Raw genomic sequence first — 16334 nt, forward strand, 5'->3', positions numbered from 1 at the left:
CGCGACACGCCGATAGCCCGGCCCAAGGTCATCCGGGCTCGCCGGACCCGGAGGCGAGCGGTGCTGCCTCCGCCGCATCGGGACGCGGCAGCATCTTGCCGGCCGCAGTGCCGCAGCTATGACAAAAGCGTGAGAACGCGCTCTTGCGGGTATTGCAGCTGCCGCAATGGTCGAACAGACCGATACCGCAATGGGGGCAGAAGTCGATCTCGGTGTTCTTGAGATCCACTGGGCGCTCGCAGCCCGGGCACACATTCTTGGACAGACGCTCCAGCGCCACGTCATAGCTCAGCTCCTCACGGCGCTGCTCTTCGGGCAAGGACTCCTGCAGCTTCTGTTTTTCCAGATAGCGGTTGAGCGCCAGAATGGCATAGCGCCCCAGCAATACCGTCACCAAAATGCCTACGATATAGCGCACATAGCCGCCGTAGTCGGGCAGATAAGGCACCAGCTCGACAAAGAAGGCGAACAGCGCAAAAAAGATAAAACCCCAGACAAATGGCCACCAGGTGCTCTTGCGCTTCTTGGCGAACAGCCAGCCCGCCACGCCCAGCAGGGGCAAGGTGATGGCCAGGCGGAACAGAAACACGCGCAGCTCGCTGGCTCGCATGGCGGCTTCGTACTGAGGATAGGCCTGCTCGCGCAGATTGCTCATCTCCGCCTCGGCGTTGGAGACTGCCTGATTGGCCTCCAGATGGGTCTGGGCCTCTTTCTCGCGCTCCTGGCGGGCCTTGTCCTCAGCCTGCTTGAGCTCGTCCAGCGCCTTGCTGCGTGCGACCAGCTCGGCGTCCTGCTCGGGGCGCTCTGTCGCACGGCGGGTCGCCACCCAGTTGTCAAAGGTGTCGCGCGCCGACTGGTAGCGCGCACGCTCGGCGTCGAACTTGAGCTGAGCCCTGTCCAGTGCCTTCTGGGTCATGCCGGCCGTCTTCTGGGCCTTGTCGATTTCGGCCCGCACACGTTGTGCATCGGCCTGCGGAATAAAGGACTCCACCTCCAGCGAGCGATCAGGCTGCGGCAGATTGCCCACCACCAGCCCACCCAGACCGATCAGGAAGAAGGCAAACACCAGCGCCACCAGCCAGAGGCCGCGGCGAAACCATTTCTCGGGCAAACGCAGAGACTTGCTCATTTTCAATTACTCCAAAAACGTAGCGCCATGCGCATACTCAGCAAGGCCTTGAAGCCAAAAAGGCTCAAACTCACTGCACGGTACGCACGGCCGATGCCAGTTGCGTGCGCTGCAACCACTGGGTCACGGAGTCCACCGTCACCGTCTCGATGCGGCTGGCAAAGCGCTTTTCATTCGGATGATCGTCAAACGCGATATTGGCAGCCGTCATGCGCCCGCCCAGTCGCGAGAACGCCCGGATGATGAGCGCGCTGGGCTCATAGCCCTTGGACTGCAACCAGGCCTGAGCCTGTGCGCGGTTCTGAATCGCCGCCGGCTCCATGGCGGCTGCCAGCGTCTCGGTCGCCCATTGGTTCGACTGCTGGTATTTGCTGCTCCAGACATAGCTGACCATGCTGTAGGGCTCGTTTTGCAGGCGCAGCACCGTGGGAGCGCTCAAGAACTTGAGCAGGGCCTGCTGCACCGCTGGTGTCGGGATCTGGATGGCGGCTTCGTAACGCCACATATCGTCAAGAAAGAACTCGCCCAGGCCCTGGCGATAGATATGGCCGGAGGCAGTGCCGCACTCGTTGAGCTTGTGGGCCACGCGCCAGGGGCCGGCGGGCGTTCTGTAGGCCCAGCCATAGTGCGAGTACTTGAGATCGTATTTGCTCAAGTCCTGCCCTTGCCGAGCCAGCAGCACGACCTGGGTACCGTTCTTCTGAAACTCGGCATCCAGCGCCTTGGCGGTGCGCGCGGCCAGATTCAGCCCCTTGGCCATCACATCGGCGGTCAGCGGACGGTTTTCACAGCTGCGGCCAGCCTCTGCCGAGCCTGCCCAGGCAATCAACGCAGCGCCCAGCGCCAGCGCCACAGGGCCGGGGATGGGCATGCCGGCGCGTCGAGCGGGCGCCATGGCTTGTACAACGCTTGTCGCGTCCTTGATCATGCGAGCCTCCAGTTTCTTGAATTACAGACGCTCGTTGTGCATCAGCGCCTTGCCGATTTCGTTGGGGATGAAGGCCAGCACCTTGCCTGCCGTGGACAGAATCACGCCGGCCGCCGTGGCGCTGGTCTGCACCACCGTGCCCACGCCGACCGACAGGGCTCCTGCAGCCTGGCCAGAGACCTTGACCACGGCCGAAGTGCCGTCGGCCACATTCTTGAGCACATAGGTCACGCCTGTGGCACTGCTTTCCACGGCCTCAACGATCACGGATGCACCTGCCGCCGACAGAAACAGGGGTATTGCCACGACTTCCTCCGAAGCGCCACCCGATGCCGCTGCAACCACCGATGCCACAGGCAGGGCCGACAACACCAGAGAGGCTTCGCTCTGGGCGTGGACCGCACTGCCGCCCAGCAATGCAAAGGCCGCGCCCAGGGCGCACAGGCTGTTGCGAAGAGGACGGATAAAGGTCAGGACGTTGATCACAAATGGCTCCCAGTGGTTGTTGAAATGGGCCGCGATTTGCATGCGGCGACGAACGAATCATCCATGCGCCCGAAACTTCGGCCCTGTGTTTTGTCAAAATCAGCAAGCGGCAGGTCTCGCAGTATCGCAAAGTGATACTCCCCGCCCGCTGCCAGCGCTCAAACCAGTTGCAGCTTGCACATCTTGCCCCCACTCCCGCGCCCACAACTTTCAAAAATCATCAGGCAATCCATGCGGCTTCACTCTCAGACCTTCGCCCTGCACAAACCTTCACGCCGGCAAAGCCGGCTTGCTGCAGCGCTCGCCACGGCCATGTCCACGCTAGCAGTCTCTGCACTGGCGCAGGGCAGCAGCATTCCCGCTTTTTCGCAGATGCCGCAGGGCCCTCTGGGAGGGCCCTGGCACTTTGCCACCCTGCCCAACAAGAACCCGACGGCATTCAATGTGGTGGACCAGGATGGCGGGCATGTGTTGCGCGTGAGCACACAGGACGCCTACGGCAATATGGTTCACACGCTGCACCTGACTGCTTCGCCCGATCTGCAACTGCAGTGGCGCTGGCGCGTGGATCAGCTGATCGACAAGGCCGACATCAAAACCAGGGCCGGCGACGATGCTGCGCTCAAGCTCTGCATATCATTCGACTTTGACAAATCGCAGCTGAGCTTTGGTGAACGGGCCAAGCTGCGCCTGGGCAGAATCAGCACCGGAGAGGATATTCCGGCCGAGACGCTGTGCTATGTCTGGGACAACAAGCAGCCCGTGGGCTCGGTTCTGCACAATGCGTTCACGCATCGCATGCGCTATATCGTGCTGCAAAGCGGCAGCACGCACAAAGGCCAGTGGGTAACGGAACAGCGCAATCTGATGTCCGACTATCTGCAAGCCTTTGGCGACGAGTCCCAGGCCATGCCCACCATCATCGGCGTCACCGTCTCGGCGGACTCGGACAACACCCATGGCGAAGGACTGGCCTACATGGGTGATATCCGGCTCCTGCCCTGATCATCCAGCCTCAACGCCGGAGCAAATCCGCCACGTTCTGCTGCAGCAGGGCCGGCGTGACAGAGGCAGCCGCCACGGGCTCGCCCACTTCCAGCCCCACACGATTGAACAGGCCGCGGCGCAGCGGCTTGACCATGGCCACATTCCTGCCGCCGCGCGACTCGATGCGGCTGAAGTAGGAGCCCCAGAGATTGGTCAGCGCCATGGGAATGACGGGAACCTGCAGGCCGTCGTCTCGCGCGTGGTCGAGAATCTTCATGATGCCGCCCTTGAACGGCTGCAGCTGGCCGTCAGAGGTGATGCCGCCCTCGGGGAAGATGGCCAGCAGGTCGCCCTCGCGCAGCACCTCCGCGGCCCGCGCGAACGCGGCTTCATAGGTTGCCGGGTCCTCCTTGTGCGGCGCGATCGGGATCGCCTTGGCCAGCTTGAACAGCCAGCCCAGCACCGGCGTCTGGAAGATGCGGTGATCCATCACGAAGTGAATGGGGCGTGGGCTGGCCGCCATGAGCAAGATGGCGTCGACAAAGCTCACATGGTTGCAGACCAGCACGGCCGCGCCATCGCGCGGAATATGCTCGTCGCCACGCACCTTGAAGCGGTAGACAAAGTGGGTGATGACCCAGGCCACAAAGCGCAGCAGATATTCGGGCACCAGCAGGAACACATAGAGCGCCACGATGGCGTTGGCAATGCCGGTGATCAGAAACACCTGGGGAATGCTGCAACCTGCGGCCAGCAAGGCACCGGCCAGCACGGCCGAGGCGATCATGAACAGCGCGTTGAGGATATTGTTGGCCGCGATGATGCGCGCGCGGTGCGTGGGCTGGCTGCGCATCTGGATCAGCGCATACATGGGCACGCTGTAGATGCCCGCCGACAGCGCCAGCAGGCCCAGATCCAGCATCACGCGCCAGTGTTTGGCCTCGCCAAAAAAGGCGCTCACACCCATCAGCTCGGAGGGCGGCAGCGCGCGCGTGGCAAAGAACAGATCAATCGCAAACACGCTCATGCCAATCGCGCCCAGCGGCACCAGGCCGATCTCCACCTGGCGACGGCTGAACACTTCGCACAGCAGCGAGCCGATACCTATGCCCACCGAGAAGATCACCAGCAGCAGCGATGCCACATGCTCGTCGCCATGCAGCACCTCCTTGGCAAAACTGGGGAACTGCGAGAGAAACACCGCGCCGAAGAACCACATCCAGCTGATGCCCAGCAGCGAGCGGAACACCACGGGCTGCTGGCGTGCCAGCTGGAGGTTGCGCCAGGTTTCGGTGAACGGGTTCCAGTTGATGACCAGGCCCGGATCGGTCGCGGGCGCGTGAGGAATGAACTGCGCGCAGATGCGGCCCACGACCGCGACGGCCACGCAGGCCATGGCGACCTGCATATGACCGACCTCGGGCACGGCGATCAGCAGGCCGCCAGCGACCTGACCGAGCAGGATGGCGACAAAAGTGCCCATCTCCACCATGCCGTTGCCGCCCGTGAGTTCGCGGTCGTTGAGCACTTGGGGCAGATAGGCGAACTTGACGGGGCCGAACAGCGTGGAGTGCAGCCCCATGAGGAACACGCACAGCAGCAGCACCGGCACATTGGCCTGGACAAAGCCCCAGGCCGCAATCAGCATGATGGCGATCTCGAGGTTCTTGACCAGACGGAACATGCGGGTCTTGTCCCACTTGTCGGTCAGCTGACCCGAAGTGGCCGAAAACAGCAGATAAGGCAGGGTGAACAGCGCACCGATCACCAGGCCGGCCATGGAAGGCGGCAGCCAGGAGACGCTGAGCTGATAAGTGACCATCACCGTGAAGGCGAACTTGAAGAGATTGTCATTGCCCGCACCGGCAAACTGCGTCCAGAAAAACGGCGCAAAGCGGCGCTGGCCCAGCAGGGCGAACTGGTTGGGGTGGGCATGCTGCGGTGCAGCGGCGGCCGTATGCACGGTCGGCGTGGAATTCATGGATCTCTCCCTGTGGCGCTGCAGGCATTGTGCCAACTTGCCCGGATCTTTTTGTAGGTTTTATGCCGCTGATGCTTGATGAACATGCGCCCGCCGCTATGAATATTACGACTCACGCCACTGCTTCAAGGCACGCAGCACAGGCCACGCGGCGGCCGCGGCCATCCAGTGCTTGAGGCTGTGGCCGGAGACTGCCTGCGTGGTCACATCGAACACATCGCCGTCCGACCGCTCCAGCAGCTTGGCAACGAGGTACAGACCGATCACCCAGCCCAGCTCCACGGGCAGCGCGTGACGACGCGGCGCCACAAAGGCCAGCCACAGGAGAGTCAGCATGCCGCCGCCTTGCACCAGCACCCAGGGCAGCACATTGCTGGTCTGCACCCAGACCGCCACGCTGGCAGGTGCGGCCACCAGCAATACTCCGGCAGTGATGCGGGCGCTGATGTCGTCAATGCGCGTCTGTACCGCCAGGCCCAGCAAGCCGGCGAAAGCCAGGCCCATGCCCAGCCGATCCCAGACCAGGCTCGAATCCTGCGGTGCCCAGTGATAGTACGCAGACCCTGCCCCCGAGCACAGCAGGCCCGTGAAGAACAGGGCGCACAGGGCACGCGCCGTGCCATTGAGCTTCTGGTAGTCGGCACGGGCCAGTGCGACCCAGCCCGCCAGTCCCGCCAGCACAAACCCCAGATTGCTCAACACATCGGCCGCATGCGGCAAGCCCAGCCAGCCGCGCCGGTCGGCAAAGGCGTGGTAGTGCTCGGGCTGAGCCATGCCAGGCATCAGCAGCGCCAGCGTGAACAGCAAGGCCATGCTCCCGAACAAGGCAAAGCGCTGCTCCAGCGTGCCCGAGGTCTCGGGGTTCGTCATTTCCACGGTCGTGATCGATGAGGTATGCAGTTGCATGGCGCTTCCTTGTGTGAATGCCGCGCAGTATGGAAATCCGCCGAAGCAGCGGCATCAATCTTCTAAACTTGCGCCATATCGCTGCACTGCCAGTACTACCAATCGATACCATGAGCACGACTGCCGATCTCGTCACCGCCATCAAGAAAGAACTCAAGGCCGCGCAGATGACCTATGCCGACCTGGCCCAGGCCATAGGCATGGCCGAATCCAGCGTCAAGCGCATGCTGGCCAAGGGCGACATGCCGCTGTCGCGCATCGACGAGATCTGCCGCGCCCTGCACCTGGACTTTGCCGATCTGGCGCGCAATGTGGCCGACAGCCGGCCGCTGCTGCAGCAGATCACGCGCGAGCAGGAGATTGCCGTGGTTGCCGACCGCAAGCTGCTGCTCACGGCGATCTGCGTGCTCAGCCAGTGGACGCTGGAGCAGATCGTCGCCACCTACCGCATCAGCGAGCCCGAGGGCATAGGCTATCTGGCGCAGCTGGACCGCATCGGCATCATCGAGCTGCGTCCTGGCAACCGCTACAAGCTGCGCCTGGCCAAGACCTTCCGCTGGCAGACCAACGGCCCGGTGATGGACTTCTTCCGTGAGAACGCCGTGCTGGACTATTTTGGCGGCACTTTTGCCGGCGAGGACGAGACCATGCTGCTGGTGCATGGCTCCATCGCCCCCAGCCTGGCGCCCAGCTTCGTGGAGCGCATTCAGCGCATCGGTCAGGACTTTTCACAGCAGCATCTGCAGGATCAGCGCCTGGGCCCCAACAAGATCGAGGGCTACACCCTGGTGCTGGGCATGCGCAAATGGGAGCTGCCCGCCTTTGCGGCCTTGCGCCGGTAGACCTTCACTCCCAAATATGTAGCTAAATGCGCTTGCTGTATCTGCATCAGCCGGCTGTTTTATACATTCTTCACCAAACAGACACACAAGATTGCAAGACTTCGCACAGCGGCAACCCACGGTTGACGCTGACCTTCCAACATGGAGCCCAAGGGATGCCTGGACCCACAGACAGCCCGCTACCCATGAAGGAGGCGTATATGCTGACAATCCGCAACACCATCCACACCGTCGCTGCCGCAGGCGCACTCGCCTTGCTGGGCTTTGCCGGTAGTGCACAGGCCCAAAGCGCTTACTGGGCGGGTGCCAGCCAGGGTGCCTATGTGAACGTGCAGTTCAACGCACCGCCCCCGGTCCGCTATGAAGCCGTGCCCGCTCCGCGCCGTGGCTATGTCTGGGCTCCTGGTTACTGGGAGCCGCGCGGCCACCGCCATGTCTGGCGCGCCGGCCACTGGGTGCAGAACCGCCCCGGCTATGTGTACCGCCAGCCCGTCTGGGTGCAGCACGGCAACCGCTGGGACTACCGCGCCAGCCGCTGGGACAGGGATGGCGACGGCGTGCCCAACCGCCATGACCGCAACCCCCACAACCCCTATCGCCGCTAAAAGCCTGTTGAAGCTTTAAGCCCTGATCGCTCCCTCCGCTGGCCCTCCGAGTCATCACTTTCCAGCGGATTTCAGCCCATATCTCGCAAGAGATCTGGGCTTTTTTTGCATTAACCCCACAAGCTTAATGCTGCATAAGCATATAGAAGCAAATCATTAAATTACGGACACAATTCACAGCATTCAAGGTTCCTCTGGACAAGTCCCATCATGCGTTTGCTGCCCCGTTTCATCTCCGGTCTTGTTGCCACAACGGCGGCCGCCGCCCTGCTTCCCCTGTCCAGCCAGGCGGCCGACCCCGGCGCCGCCAGCTATCCGCATCAGCCCATCACCATGATCATGGGCTTCAACGCAGGCTCGGGTGTGGACGTGATCGGCCGTGTGGCGCAGGAGCCGCTGGGCAAGATTCTGGGCCAGCCTGTCATCATTGACTACAAGAGCGGCGCCGCCGGCAATATCGGCAGCGAGTTCGTGGCCCGCGCCAAGCCCGATGGCTACACCATCTACTTCGGCACCGCCGCCACCCACGGTAGCAATGCCGCGCTGTACAAGAAACTGCCCTTCGACGTGGAGGCCGACTTTGTGCCCGTCGCACCGCTGGTGGACGTGGCCAATGTGCTGACCATCAATCCCAATGTGATCAACGTCAAGAACCTCAAGGAGTTCGTTGACGAGGTCAAGGCCCATCCCGGCAAGTACAACTACGCCTCGACCGGCAATGGCGCAGGCACCCATATGGCGTTTGCCGAGTTCAACTCGCGTCTGGGCCTGGACATGGTGCATGTGCCCTACAAGGGCGGCCCCGAAGCCATCACCTCGGTGCTGCGCGGCGAGACCTGCTGCATCATGAACCAGGTGCAGACCGTTCTGAGCCACTACAAGGCCGGCAAGGTGCGCCTGCTGGGCGTGACCACGGCCAAGCCCGTGGAAGCCGTCAAGGAAGTACCCACCATTGCCGCCAGCGGCCTGCCGGGCACCAAGGGCTTCAACAGCTCCATCTGGTTCGGCATCTTCGCGCCCAAGGGCACGGACCCGGTCATCGTCAAAAAGCTCAACCTGGCCGTCAACGACGTGCTCAAGCAGCCCGAGGTGCGCGAGCGCTTTGTCTCCCAGGGCAACACCATCCGCGAAGAGACACCCGAGCAGTTCAAGAAGACCGTGCATGAAGATCGCATCAAATGGGCCAAGGTGGTCAAGGATGCCAAGATAAGTATTGACTAACACCCCCTGAGCGGCCCTGCCGCGTCCCCCCCTCTCTCTACGCGCTGCGCGCCAAGGGAGAGGAACGACACCCTCGGTGCGGGGGCCCCTTCCTCGGTGTCTCTCACTTGGTCCTGCTTCGGTTCAAGCAGTGTTAAGTTATCGGTGTTTGTTTGATGCGTCTGCGGCTCAAGCCTCAGGCGCTTTTGGGTTTTAGCTATGTCTTATTCAACTTCTACGGCAGGCGCCGCCACGGGGCTTGCAGTGCTGGAAGAGCGCCTGCGTGACGACTTCGTCACTCTGGGCTGGCCTGCCAAGGCCTGGATTCCTCCCTCCACGCGCAAGGGACTGCCGGTGCATGACGTGCTCGTCATCGGCGCCGGCCAGGCCGGTCTCGCGCTCAGCATGGCGCTGCAGCAGGTCGGCATCAAGCCTGTGCTGCTGGACAAGTCCGCGCCAGACTTCGAAGGCCCATGGGCCACCACGGCGCGCATGGAAACCCTGCGCTCGCCCAAGGAGCTGACCGGCCCTGCCATGGGGGTTGCAGCTCTGTCCTTTCGCGCCTGGTTCATCGCCCAGTTCGGCCTGGATGCCTGGACAGCGCTGGACAAGATCCCGCGCCTGCAGTGGATGGACTATCTGCGCTGGTACCGCCGCGTGACCAACGCCGATGTGCGCAACGGCCATGAAGTCATTGCCGTGCGCCCGCAGGCCGATGGCGTGGTGGAAGTCGATGTCAAGGCCAATGGCGTGACCGCCACCTGGCAAACCCGCCGCCTGGTGCTGGCCACAGGCCGCGACGGCCTGGGCGGCGCCACGGTTCCCGCCTTCATGCGGGGCGTGGACAGGAAGTTCTGGGCCCATTCCTCCGACGCCATGGACTACGCCACGCTGGCGGGCAAGCATGTGGGCGTGGTCGGCGCCGGGGCTTCGGCCATGGACAGCGCCGCGACGGCTCTCGAAAACGGCGCGGCCAGCGTGGACATGCTGATCCGCCGCCAGCAGTTGCCGCTGATCAACAAGTCCAAGGGCTCGGGCGTGCCCGGTCTGACCCACGGTCAGTATCTGCTGCCCGATGCATGGAAATGGCGCATCCGCCACTACATCAACGCCCAGCAAGTGCCGCCGCCGCACGGCAGCACGCTGCGTGTCTCGCGCCATGACAACGCCTTCTTCAACCTGGGCTGCGCTGTGCAGAGCGTGGAAAAAGCAGGCAACAAGCTGCAGGTGCAGACCTCGGCCGGCGTGTTCGTGCTGGACTTTCTCATCGTCTCCACAGGCTTTGCCATCGACTGGAGCCTGCGTCCCGAATTTGCGGACATCGCTGCCCATGTAAAGCTGTGGAACAGCCGCTTCACGCCCGAGACCGGCGATGAGGATGCCGAGCTGTCGGCATCGCCAGATCTGGGCCCGCTGTTCGAGTTCCAGGGCGACCTTCCCGGTCTCGACCGGATTCACTGCTTCTGCTACCCCGCTGCGCTCTCGCACGGCACGGTGTCGGGCGATATTCCCGCCATCAGCGACGGGGCGCGCAAGCTGGCCCAGGGCCTGGCCTCGCTGTTCTATCTGGACGATATCGAGCAGCACTTCGACAAGCTCAAGGCCTATGCCGAGCCCGAACTGGACGGCACGGAATGGACCGCAGCCGACAGCGCTGCGCGCATCCGCCAGCTGCAACCCTAAATCAAGAGACTTCGCATGACAGACACCATAGACCGACTGGCCGGCCTCGAACAGGGCAGCCCCACATTCACCACTCGCCACGAGCGCGAAAAAGTCGCTCTGGCCACCCAGGCCTGCGAAGACCTGCTGCTGGGCAATCAGCTGGACAGCGATCTGACCCAGGCCGAGCGCCTGGTGCTGGCTGCCGAGCAGGCCCGTGTCAGCGGCGTGAGCATGCTGGAAGCCGAATACCGTGCGCGCGCCGAGGCCTTGGGCCAAGCCATCACGCCCGAGCTTCGCGCCATCCTCGATCAGCCCGGTGCCCAGACCGGCAATGCGCGCCTGGACGCCATGCTGCACTTTGTGCGCACGCTGGCCCTGAACCCGGCCCAGAGCGATCAGGCCGCGCTGCTGGCCATTCCGGCCGCCGGCCTGTCGCTCAACGACACCGTGCTGCTGGCCCAGCTGATCGGCTTTGTCTCGTATCAGGCCCGCCTGCTGGCGGGTGTGAAGGCCATGGGAGAGCTGGGCGGCGCGACCGAAGCGCCGGCCCCCCAGCCTGCCGATGCCGCGCCCTTTGTCCACCCCGCCAATCTGCCACCACCCGGCGAGCCTCTGCGCCGCAACGGCTTTACCAGCGAGACGCTGGACTGGAAGGCCTGGCTGCAGGTGCTGGACCCCGACACCGCCACGCCCGAGCAGCAGCAGGTGCTGGAGGTCAGCCACCCCAAGGCCAAGAGCATGGACTTCTATCTGCTGCTGGCGCGTCAGCCCCAGGTGCTGCTGGAGCGCTCCCAGGCCTTCAACGCCATCATGTATGCACCCGGCGGCCTTTCCCGCGCCGAGCGTGAAGTGGCGGCCACTGCCGTCTCGCGCTCCAACGGCTGCGTGTACTGCGCATCGGTGCACGCTCAGCGCTTCGAGCAGCTGGCCAAGCGCAACGATGTGATGGCCCAGCTGTTTGACGAGCCCGAGACCGCCGGCACCAATGCCCGCGAGCGCGCCATCATCCAGGCTTCGCTGACACTGACGCGTGCGCCGGGCAGCTTTGGCCCGCAGGATCTGCAACCGCTGCGCGATGCAGGTCTGTCCGATCTGGAAATTCTGGACATGCTGCACTCGGCCGCACTGTTCGGCTGGGCGAACCGCCTGATGCTGAATCTGGGCGTTGAAATTTACGCCACCCCCTGAGTCGCTTTGCCTAGGCGGCCCAGCGCCTTCCCCCTATCTCTACGCGCTGCGCGCTACGGGAGGGGGACGACAGCGTCGCTGCGCGGCGGCGCTTGCTTGCTGTCACTGGTTTCAGGCCGTGCCGGTTTTTGGCACAGCTTTTCTTTTTTGATAGCAGCTTGCGCAATTAAAACCGTAATCTCAGAAAAAATACCTCCTAAAACCTATTTGAATCAAGCGTTAGCAGCTATCAAATTTCAGGCTATTTACCGGTGAACACCGTCAGCACGCCGGCTAGCTGATGCACATGTGCGTCCATCAGCTGTGCCTCGGCCACCAGGCCGATCAGAGGCACCGGCCCCAGCGCATGGCGCAGCAGCTTGAGCTCGGCATCGGCGCAGCCAAACAGCTCGCTGCCCCGTCCCTTGCTGCTCACATAGATGGCACCGCGTATATGCTGGGGCTGGGCCGCCTCGGCCATGGTCTCGGGGCCGGCATCGGCAAAGTCGGGCTGCAGCGCGTCTTTGAGGGCCGCGCCCATCTGCATCAGCTCATGACGGGCCGCGCTGCTCTGGCGCTGGCAGAAGATCACCGTATGCTCGGCCTCCACGGGCGACGACAGCGCAACGCCCTGGCGCACCGGATCCAGCCCCACAATATGCAGCACCTGGGCCTCGTCGGTGAGCGCCCCGCGCTCCAGACCCCGGCCCAGCGGGGCAATCGCGGCCTGGGTCTTGCGCAGCTGCGACAACGCAGCCTGCCAGCCGCCTCCGGCGCTGGGGCTGGCTTCCACATCCAGCATCTGCAGCAGTCGGGGCAAGGCGGGCTCGCCTTCGAGCTCCAGCACCACCGGGCCTCTGGCCTCGGTAATTTCGAGCCCCGCGCCCAAAGGCGCGCAGCCCTGGGCCAGTCTTGAAATACAGGCTACGTCAGCATCGAAGGCCACGCCGGAAAAGCCGGCATGAAAGATGCCGACGCTGGCCTGGGCACGCAAGCGGGGCAAATCTTCGGCGCGGCAGGCAAACTGCACGCCCTGCTCGCTGCTGAGCGCCCCGAACAGATTTCCAGAGCTGATGCGCTCGGAAAGCTCTAGCAGCAGCTCTGCGAGATCAGGCTGATCGATGCTGGAGTGCACCAGGGCCGAATGCGCCTCGAATCCGGCTTCGGCGCCGCTTTGCGCCAGCGGTGCCACGCCGGAATAGACGCGGTAATGGGCTGCGGGCAGGTCCAGCAGCATGACCGCCAGCGAGGAGCTTTCGGAATACTCATGCTCCATGGCCAGTACGGCGTGACCGGAGCTGCCCACCCAGTCGGTAACCTGGGGCAACTCGCGCGCCAACAGCGCCAGCAAGGGCTGCGCATGAGGCACCAGCCCCTGCGCGATATAGACCAGACCCAGCCGATGCGGCTGCAGTGACTGGCGCAGCAACTGCCCACGCAGCTGCAGCACGACTTGCTCAGTCGCAGCGCGCCAGTCTTCATGGCTGGCATGAGCGACGGGAAACAGTGACATAAGCCCTCCTGTTCTTGCTGGAGCGTGGATGCCTTGCAACCACGATTTTCCACCTTAGCGGGAAGGGATTGCTCAGGGCTTGCGCGAGGTAGCAGAGGTTTTGGCTGTAGTCTTTTTGGCGGCAGGCTGCTTGGCAGCAGTTTTTTTAACGGCTGTGGTCTTGCTCGCTGCCGTTTTGGGTTGACCGGTCTTGGCCGCAGCCTTGTGTGCAGGCTTGGGTTCAGCTGTCGCGGCGCTCTTTGCCGCATTCTTTTCCGCAGTTTTCGCCGCAGCTGCAGTGCCAAAGCCGCCAGCCTGCGCCATCACCTTTTCCATGGTGGACTTGGCAAAACCGCTGGCCATCTCGGTGGCGCGCTGGGCGGCCGCCAGCGTCTCGGGCGGCACGGGCTCGGCCATGGCCTTGGCCGCGATCTGCTGGAACTGCTGGGTCAGCGCTCCCCACCATTGCATGGCCTGGCTCAGGGCGGCCTGAGAAGAGGCGCCCGCCTGGGTCCGGCTGTCGGCCTCGGCCGCTGCGGGCTCTGCTTCAGGCTCCGGCTCTGCCGCAGGCTCGGCGGCTGGCGCGGCCGTGGCGGCCCCCATGGGCCAGCCGGTATTGCCGGTCGCAGCGGGCTCTGCCGGCGCTGCACCGGGGAAAGGAAAGGACTTGGCCAGCTCACTCATGCTGACATTCATGTCCTTGAGCGTGGACAGCGTCATGCGCTGCACTTCCAGCGCCTGGATGGTGGCAGTCAGGGCGCGGCTGTTTTGTTCCAGCCAGAACTGCACGGCTTTCAGCTCGGCAATGCGCTTGTCAACCTCTTCCACGCTTACGGTGGGAGCCACCCATTGCGGCACGCGGCCCATGGGATTGGCTGCAGCGCCAGCGCTTTGCGCCAGCCCCTGCAGAAAATCAAAGCCGGGAATGAACTCGCCGAAACCAAATGCCGATGCGTCGCCGCTCATAGTGCTCTCCACTGCAGGGATGGATACCAGAATCCGCATCCGGACGGGACCGGACACGGAACTAGCTTACTGCACTTGCGATGTTTGCTGCAAACAAGGGAGCAGGTCGCGCGCCTGGCTCAAGTCATCAATGCTGATGACCACCATGACCCATGTGCTGGTGCCCGGCACCAGCCGCCGCAGGGGCAGCCACGCGCACCGGCAGCTGCAGGCTCAGGCGCGACACTGCGCCCTTGGCATCCTTGAACACCAGGGTCACAGGCACCTGGCTGTCCTTGACCAGCGGGGCCTTGAGCTGCTGCAGCATCAGGTGATAGCCGCCGGGCTTGAGATCCACGGCCACGCCCTGGGGCAGATCCAGGGCCTCGATGGCGCGCATGCGCATCACGTCGCCCTCCATCTTCATCTCGTGCACCTCGGCCACGGCGGCGGCCGTGGTTTCCACACCGACGAGCTTGAGCGGCTCCTGGGCCGTCAGGCGCATAAAAGCCCCCGAAGCCTGCTGACCCGCCACGCTGGCGCGGGCCCAGGCGTTCTCGACCTTGACATGGGCCGCATCGGCATGGGCCCAGGCGGCCCCCGAAACCAGCAGCGAAGCGACCAGCGAACCCAGGGCCATCACGGTAAAACGACGCGTATTCATGAAACCATCTCCATTCAAATTCAGTCTGGACTTACGCAAACAAGGGGGCATCAAGATGCTCTCCTTGAAACCAAGACCTTGCTTGGGCCTAATTTGCGTATGTCGTGTCAATCTCAAATCGATCTGAGACGCTTGACCATCAAGCGCCTTCAGCTATGTTTTTCAGGGTTTCAAAGGGCGGCGCACGTACGGGCGGAAGGGTGGAGACAAAAGCTCTGTGAGCGACCTCGGCCCAAGGCCGGGCATCGACAACGGCGCGGTGACTGCCCGGATCTGGCTGCCGCGCTGGCGGCGGCGCCAGCAGCGGCAGGCACAGCGCGCAATCCAGTCCATGCGGGGTGGCGGCATCGTCGCTGGCGGGGCTGGGCACCCAGTGTGTGCTGCCGCTGGCCGTGCACACCGCCTCCCAGCCGGCAGGCGGCGTGGCGCGCGCCCAGGGCGTGAGCATGCTGACCAGCAGCACGCAGAACCACGCACCCAGCACCCAGCGAGCCAGAAGGGCTGCCGGTTTGTGCCGAGGAGGGTGCGCGCGCCAATGCATGGAGCGATTGTAGAAGCCGGCCCGCTATCCGGTTGGCGACGCAGGGCTTGCGCCACTTGCCTCTACGATAACTGGCCACGTATACCTATTCACAACCACCGATCAGGAGACAAGCATGCTGACTTTGTGCGGATTTTCGGCCAGCAACTACTACAACAAGGTCAAGCTGGCCTTGATGGAAAAGCAGATTCCCTTCGCCGAGGAGCTGGCCTGGCTGGGCAGCACCAACCCCGAGGAATCGCCGCTGGGCAAGGTCCCTTATCTGCGCACCCAGCATGGCGCCATCAGCGAGTCCGACGCCATCATCGAATATGTGGAAGCACTGTCCAGCAAGGTGCCGCTGCTGCCCGCAGACCCCTTTGCTGCCGCCAAGGTGCGTGAGCTTTGCGTCTATCTGAATCTGCACCTGGAGCTGGTGGCGCGCAACCTCTATCCCCAGGCCTTCTTCGGCGGCAAGATCAGTGACGGCACACGTGACAAGACGCTGGAGCAGTTGAAAAAGAACATCGCAGCCTTTGCCAAGCTGGCCCGCTTCGATACCCCGTTCATCGCGGGCGACAGCTTCACGCTGGCCGACTGCAGCGCCATCGTGCATCTGCCGCTGGTCAGCAGCGCCTGCAAGATCGTGGGTGGCAGCGATTTGCTGGCCGAACTGCCGGTGCGCGACTATCTGGCCCGCATGAGCGAACGCCCCACGGTGCAGAAGGTCAACGCCGACCGCAAGAGCAACACCGAGGAGCTGATGGCACGCATGCAGGCCAAGGCTGCGCGCTGAAGCGTGCCGGGTACGGGCCCG

At 63.6% G+C, this 16334-nt stretch carries 16 protein-coding genes; 7 read left to right on the forward strand and 9 right to left on the reverse strand.

The window, feature by feature from the left end; all coding sequences use genetic code 11:
* Window positions 1-28: 28 nt before the first annotated feature.
* From Cth01_RS20120 to Cth01_RS20130, 3 genes are all read right to left on the reverse strand, one after another.
* Window positions 29-1129, reverse strand: coding sequence for a zinc ribbon domain-containing protein (locus tag Cth01_RS20120; protein ID WP_045840193.1), 1101 nt, complete (start codon window positions 1127-1129; stop codon window positions 29-31).
* Between the two features lie 70 nt (window positions 1130-1199).
* On the reverse strand, window positions 1200-2057 hold the full coding sequence (locus tag Cth01_RS20125; RefSeq protein WP_045840194.1) for a DUF2145 domain-containing protein: 858 nt from the start codon (window positions 2055-2057) through the stop codon (window positions 1200-1202).
* A 21-nt stretch (window positions 2058-2078) separates the two neighbouring features.
* The gene (locus Cth01_RS20130; protein ID WP_045840195.1) at window positions 2079-2585 is read right to left on the reverse strand and encodes a hypothetical protein; all 507 of its coding nucleotides are present in this window, start codon (window positions 2583-2585) and stop codon (window positions 2079-2081) included.
* Between the two features lie 270 nt (window positions 2586-2855).
* Between Cth01_RS20130 and Cth01_RS20135 the strand changes: the two genes are divergently transcribed.
* Window positions 2856-3548, forward strand: coding sequence for a DUF3047 domain-containing protein (locus Cth01_RS20135; RefSeq protein WP_174447121.1), 693 nt, complete (start codon window positions 2856-2858; stop codon window positions 3546-3548).
* A gap of 10 nt (window positions 3549-3558) precedes the next feature.
* On the opposite strand, the gene Cth01_RS20140 is transcribed toward Cth01_RS20135, so the two are convergent.
* Entirely contained in the window at window positions 3559-5511 is a 1953-nt protein-coding gene (locus Cth01_RS20140; protein ID WP_034352993.1) for an MFS transporter, read from the reverse strand.
* Between the two features lie 105 nt (window positions 5512-5616).
* Window positions 5617-6417, reverse strand: a complete 801-nt coding sequence (locus Cth01_RS20145; RefSeq protein ID WP_045840197.1) for a hypothetical protein — start codon at window positions 6415-6417, stop codon at window positions 5617-5619.
* Window positions 6418-6527: 110 nt separating this feature from the next.
* On the opposite strand from Cth01_RS20145, the gene Cth01_RS20150 reads away from it, so the two are divergent.
* From Cth01_RS20150 to Cth01_RS20170, 5 genes are all read left to right on the forward strand, one after another.
* On the forward strand, window positions 6528-7259 hold the full coding sequence (locus tag Cth01_RS20150) for a helix-turn-helix domain-containing protein (RefSeq protein ID WP_003065639.1): 732 nt from the start codon (window positions 6528-6530) through the stop codon (window positions 7257-7259).
* A gap of 200 nt (window positions 7260-7459) precedes the next feature.
* On the forward strand, window positions 7460-7864 hold the full coding sequence (locus Cth01_RS20155) for a YXWGXW repeat-containing protein (protein ID WP_003059306.1): 405 nt from the start codon (window positions 7460-7462) through the stop codon (window positions 7862-7864).
* A gap of 210 nt (window positions 7865-8074) precedes the next feature.
* Entirely contained in the window at window positions 8075-9085 is a 1011-nt protein-coding gene (locus tag Cth01_RS20160; protein ID WP_045840198.1) for a Bug family tripartite tricarboxylate transporter substrate binding protein, read from the forward strand.
* Window positions 9086-9283: 198 nt separating this feature from the next.
* Entirely contained in the window at window positions 9284-10747 is a 1464-nt protein-coding gene (locus tag Cth01_RS20165) for an NAD(P)-binding domain-containing protein (RefSeq protein WP_034377971.1), read from the forward strand.
* Between the two features lie 15 nt (window positions 10748-10762).
* Complete coding sequence (locus Cth01_RS20170) at window positions 10763-11917, forward strand: CMD domain-containing protein (protein WP_072248278.1); 1155 nt, start codon at window positions 10763-10765, stop codon at window positions 11915-11917.
* A gap of 241 nt (window positions 11918-12158) precedes the next feature.
* Here the strand turns inward: Cth01_RS20170 and Cth01_RS20175 are convergent, their stop codons facing one another.
* The 4 genes from Cth01_RS20175 to Cth01_RS20190 all read right to left on the reverse strand — a co-directional run bounded on the left by Cth01_RS20175 (window position 12159) and on the right by Cth01_RS20190 (window position 15538).
* Window positions 12159-13409, reverse strand: coding sequence for an FIST signal transduction protein (locus Cth01_RS20175; RefSeq protein WP_045840199.1), 1251 nt, complete (start codon window positions 13407-13409; stop codon window positions 12159-12161).
* A 72-nt stretch (window positions 13410-13481) separates the two neighbouring features.
* Window positions 13482-14354, reverse strand: a complete 873-nt coding sequence (locus tag Cth01_RS20180; RefSeq protein ID WP_045840200.1) for a PhaM family polyhydroxyalkanoate granule multifunctional regulatory protein — start codon at window positions 14352-14354, stop codon at window positions 13482-13484.
* A gap of 127 nt (window positions 14355-14481) precedes the next feature.
* On the reverse strand, window positions 14482-14997 hold the full coding sequence (locus tag Cth01_RS20185) for a copper chaperone PCu(A)C (RefSeq protein WP_034352970.1): 516 nt from the start codon (window positions 14995-14997) through the stop codon (window positions 14482-14484).
* Window positions 14998-15136: 139 nt separating this feature from the next.
* Entirely contained in the window at window positions 15137-15538 is a 402-nt protein-coding gene (locus tag Cth01_RS20190; RefSeq protein WP_045840201.1) for a hypothetical protein, read from the reverse strand.
* Between the two features lie 115 nt (window positions 15539-15653).
* Between Cth01_RS20190 and Cth01_RS20195 the strand changes: the two genes are divergently transcribed.
* Window positions 15654-16313 carry a glutathione S-transferase gene (locus tag Cth01_RS20195; RefSeq protein WP_034393595.1) on the forward strand — a complete coding sequence of 220 codons (660 nt, stop codon included), beginning with the start codon at window positions 15654-15656 and terminating at the stop codon, window positions 16311-16313.
* Window positions 16314-16334: the final 21 nt, after the last annotated feature.

The organism is Comamonas thiooxydans (genome assembly GCF_000964545.1).
In the GTDB taxonomy this organism is placed as follows: Bacteria; Pseudomonadota; Gammaproteobacteria; order Burkholderiales; family Burkholderiaceae_C; genus Comamonas; species Comamonas thiooxydans.

Excerpts from the sequence above, each read along its gene's own strand:
- Cth01_RS20150 (WP_003065639.1), top strand. The coding sequence starts at position 6,528 with ATGAGCACGACTGCCGATCTCGTCACCGCCATCAAGAAAGAACTCAAG.
- Cth01_RS20165 (WP_034377971.1), top strand. The coding sequence starts at position 9,284 with ATGTCTTATTCAACTTCTACGGCAGGCGCCGCCACGGGGCTTGCAGTG.
- Cth01_RS20180 (WP_045840200.1), bottom strand. The coding sequence starts at position 14,354 with ATGAGCGGCGACGCATCGGCATTTGGTTTCGGCGAGTTCATTCCCGGC.
- Cth01_RS20140 (WP_034352993.1), bottom strand. The coding sequence starts at position 5,511 with ATGAATTCCACGCCGACCGTGCATACGGCCGCCGCTGCACCGCAGCAT.
- Cth01_RS20185 (WP_034352970.1), bottom strand. The coding sequence starts at position 14,997 with ATGAATACGCGTCGTTTTACCGTGATGGCCCTGGGTTCGCTGGTCGCT.
- Cth01_RS20190 (WP_045840201.1), bottom strand. The coding sequence starts at position 15,538 with ATGCATTGGCGCGCGCACCCTCCTCGGCACAAACCGGCAGCCCTTCTG.
- Cth01_RS20175 (WP_045840199.1), bottom strand. The coding sequence starts at position 13,409 with ATGTCACTGTTTCCCGTCGCTCATGCCAGCCATGAAGACTGGCGCGCT.
- Cth01_RS20160 (WP_045840198.1), top strand. The coding sequence starts at position 8,075 with ATGCGTTTGCTGCCCCGTTTCATCTCCGGTCTTGTTGCCACAACGGCG.
- Cth01_RS20135 (WP_174447121.1), top strand. The coding sequence starts at position 2,856 with ATGTCCACGCTAGCAGTCTCTGCACTGGCGCAGGGCAGCAGCATTCCC.
- Cth01_RS20170 (WP_072248278.1), top strand. The coding sequence starts at position 10,763 with ATGACAGACACCATAGACCGACTGGCCGGCCTCGAACAGGGCAGCCCC.
- Cth01_RS20130 (WP_045840195.1), bottom strand. The coding sequence starts at position 2,585 with ATGCAAATCGCGGCCCATTTCAACAACCACTGGGAGCCATTTGTGATC.
- Cth01_RS20120 (WP_045840193.1), bottom strand. The coding sequence starts at position 1,129 with ATGAGCAAGTCTCTGCGTTTGCCCGAGAAATGGTTTCGCCGCGGCCTC.
- Cth01_RS20195 (WP_034393595.1), top strand. The coding sequence starts at position 15,654 with ATGCTGACTTTGTGCGGATTTTCGGCCAGCAACTACTACAACAAGGTC.
- Cth01_RS20145 (WP_045840197.1), bottom strand. The coding sequence starts at position 6,417 with ATGCAACTGCATACCTCATCGATCACGACCGTGGAAATGACGAACCCC.
- Cth01_RS20125 (WP_045840194.1), bottom strand. The coding sequence starts at position 2,057 with ATGATCAAGGACGCGACAAGCGTTGTACAAGCCATGGCGCCCGCTCGA.
- Cth01_RS20155 (WP_003059306.1), top strand. The coding sequence starts at position 7,460 with ATGCTGACAATCCGCAACACCATCCACACCGTCGCTGCCGCAGGCGCA.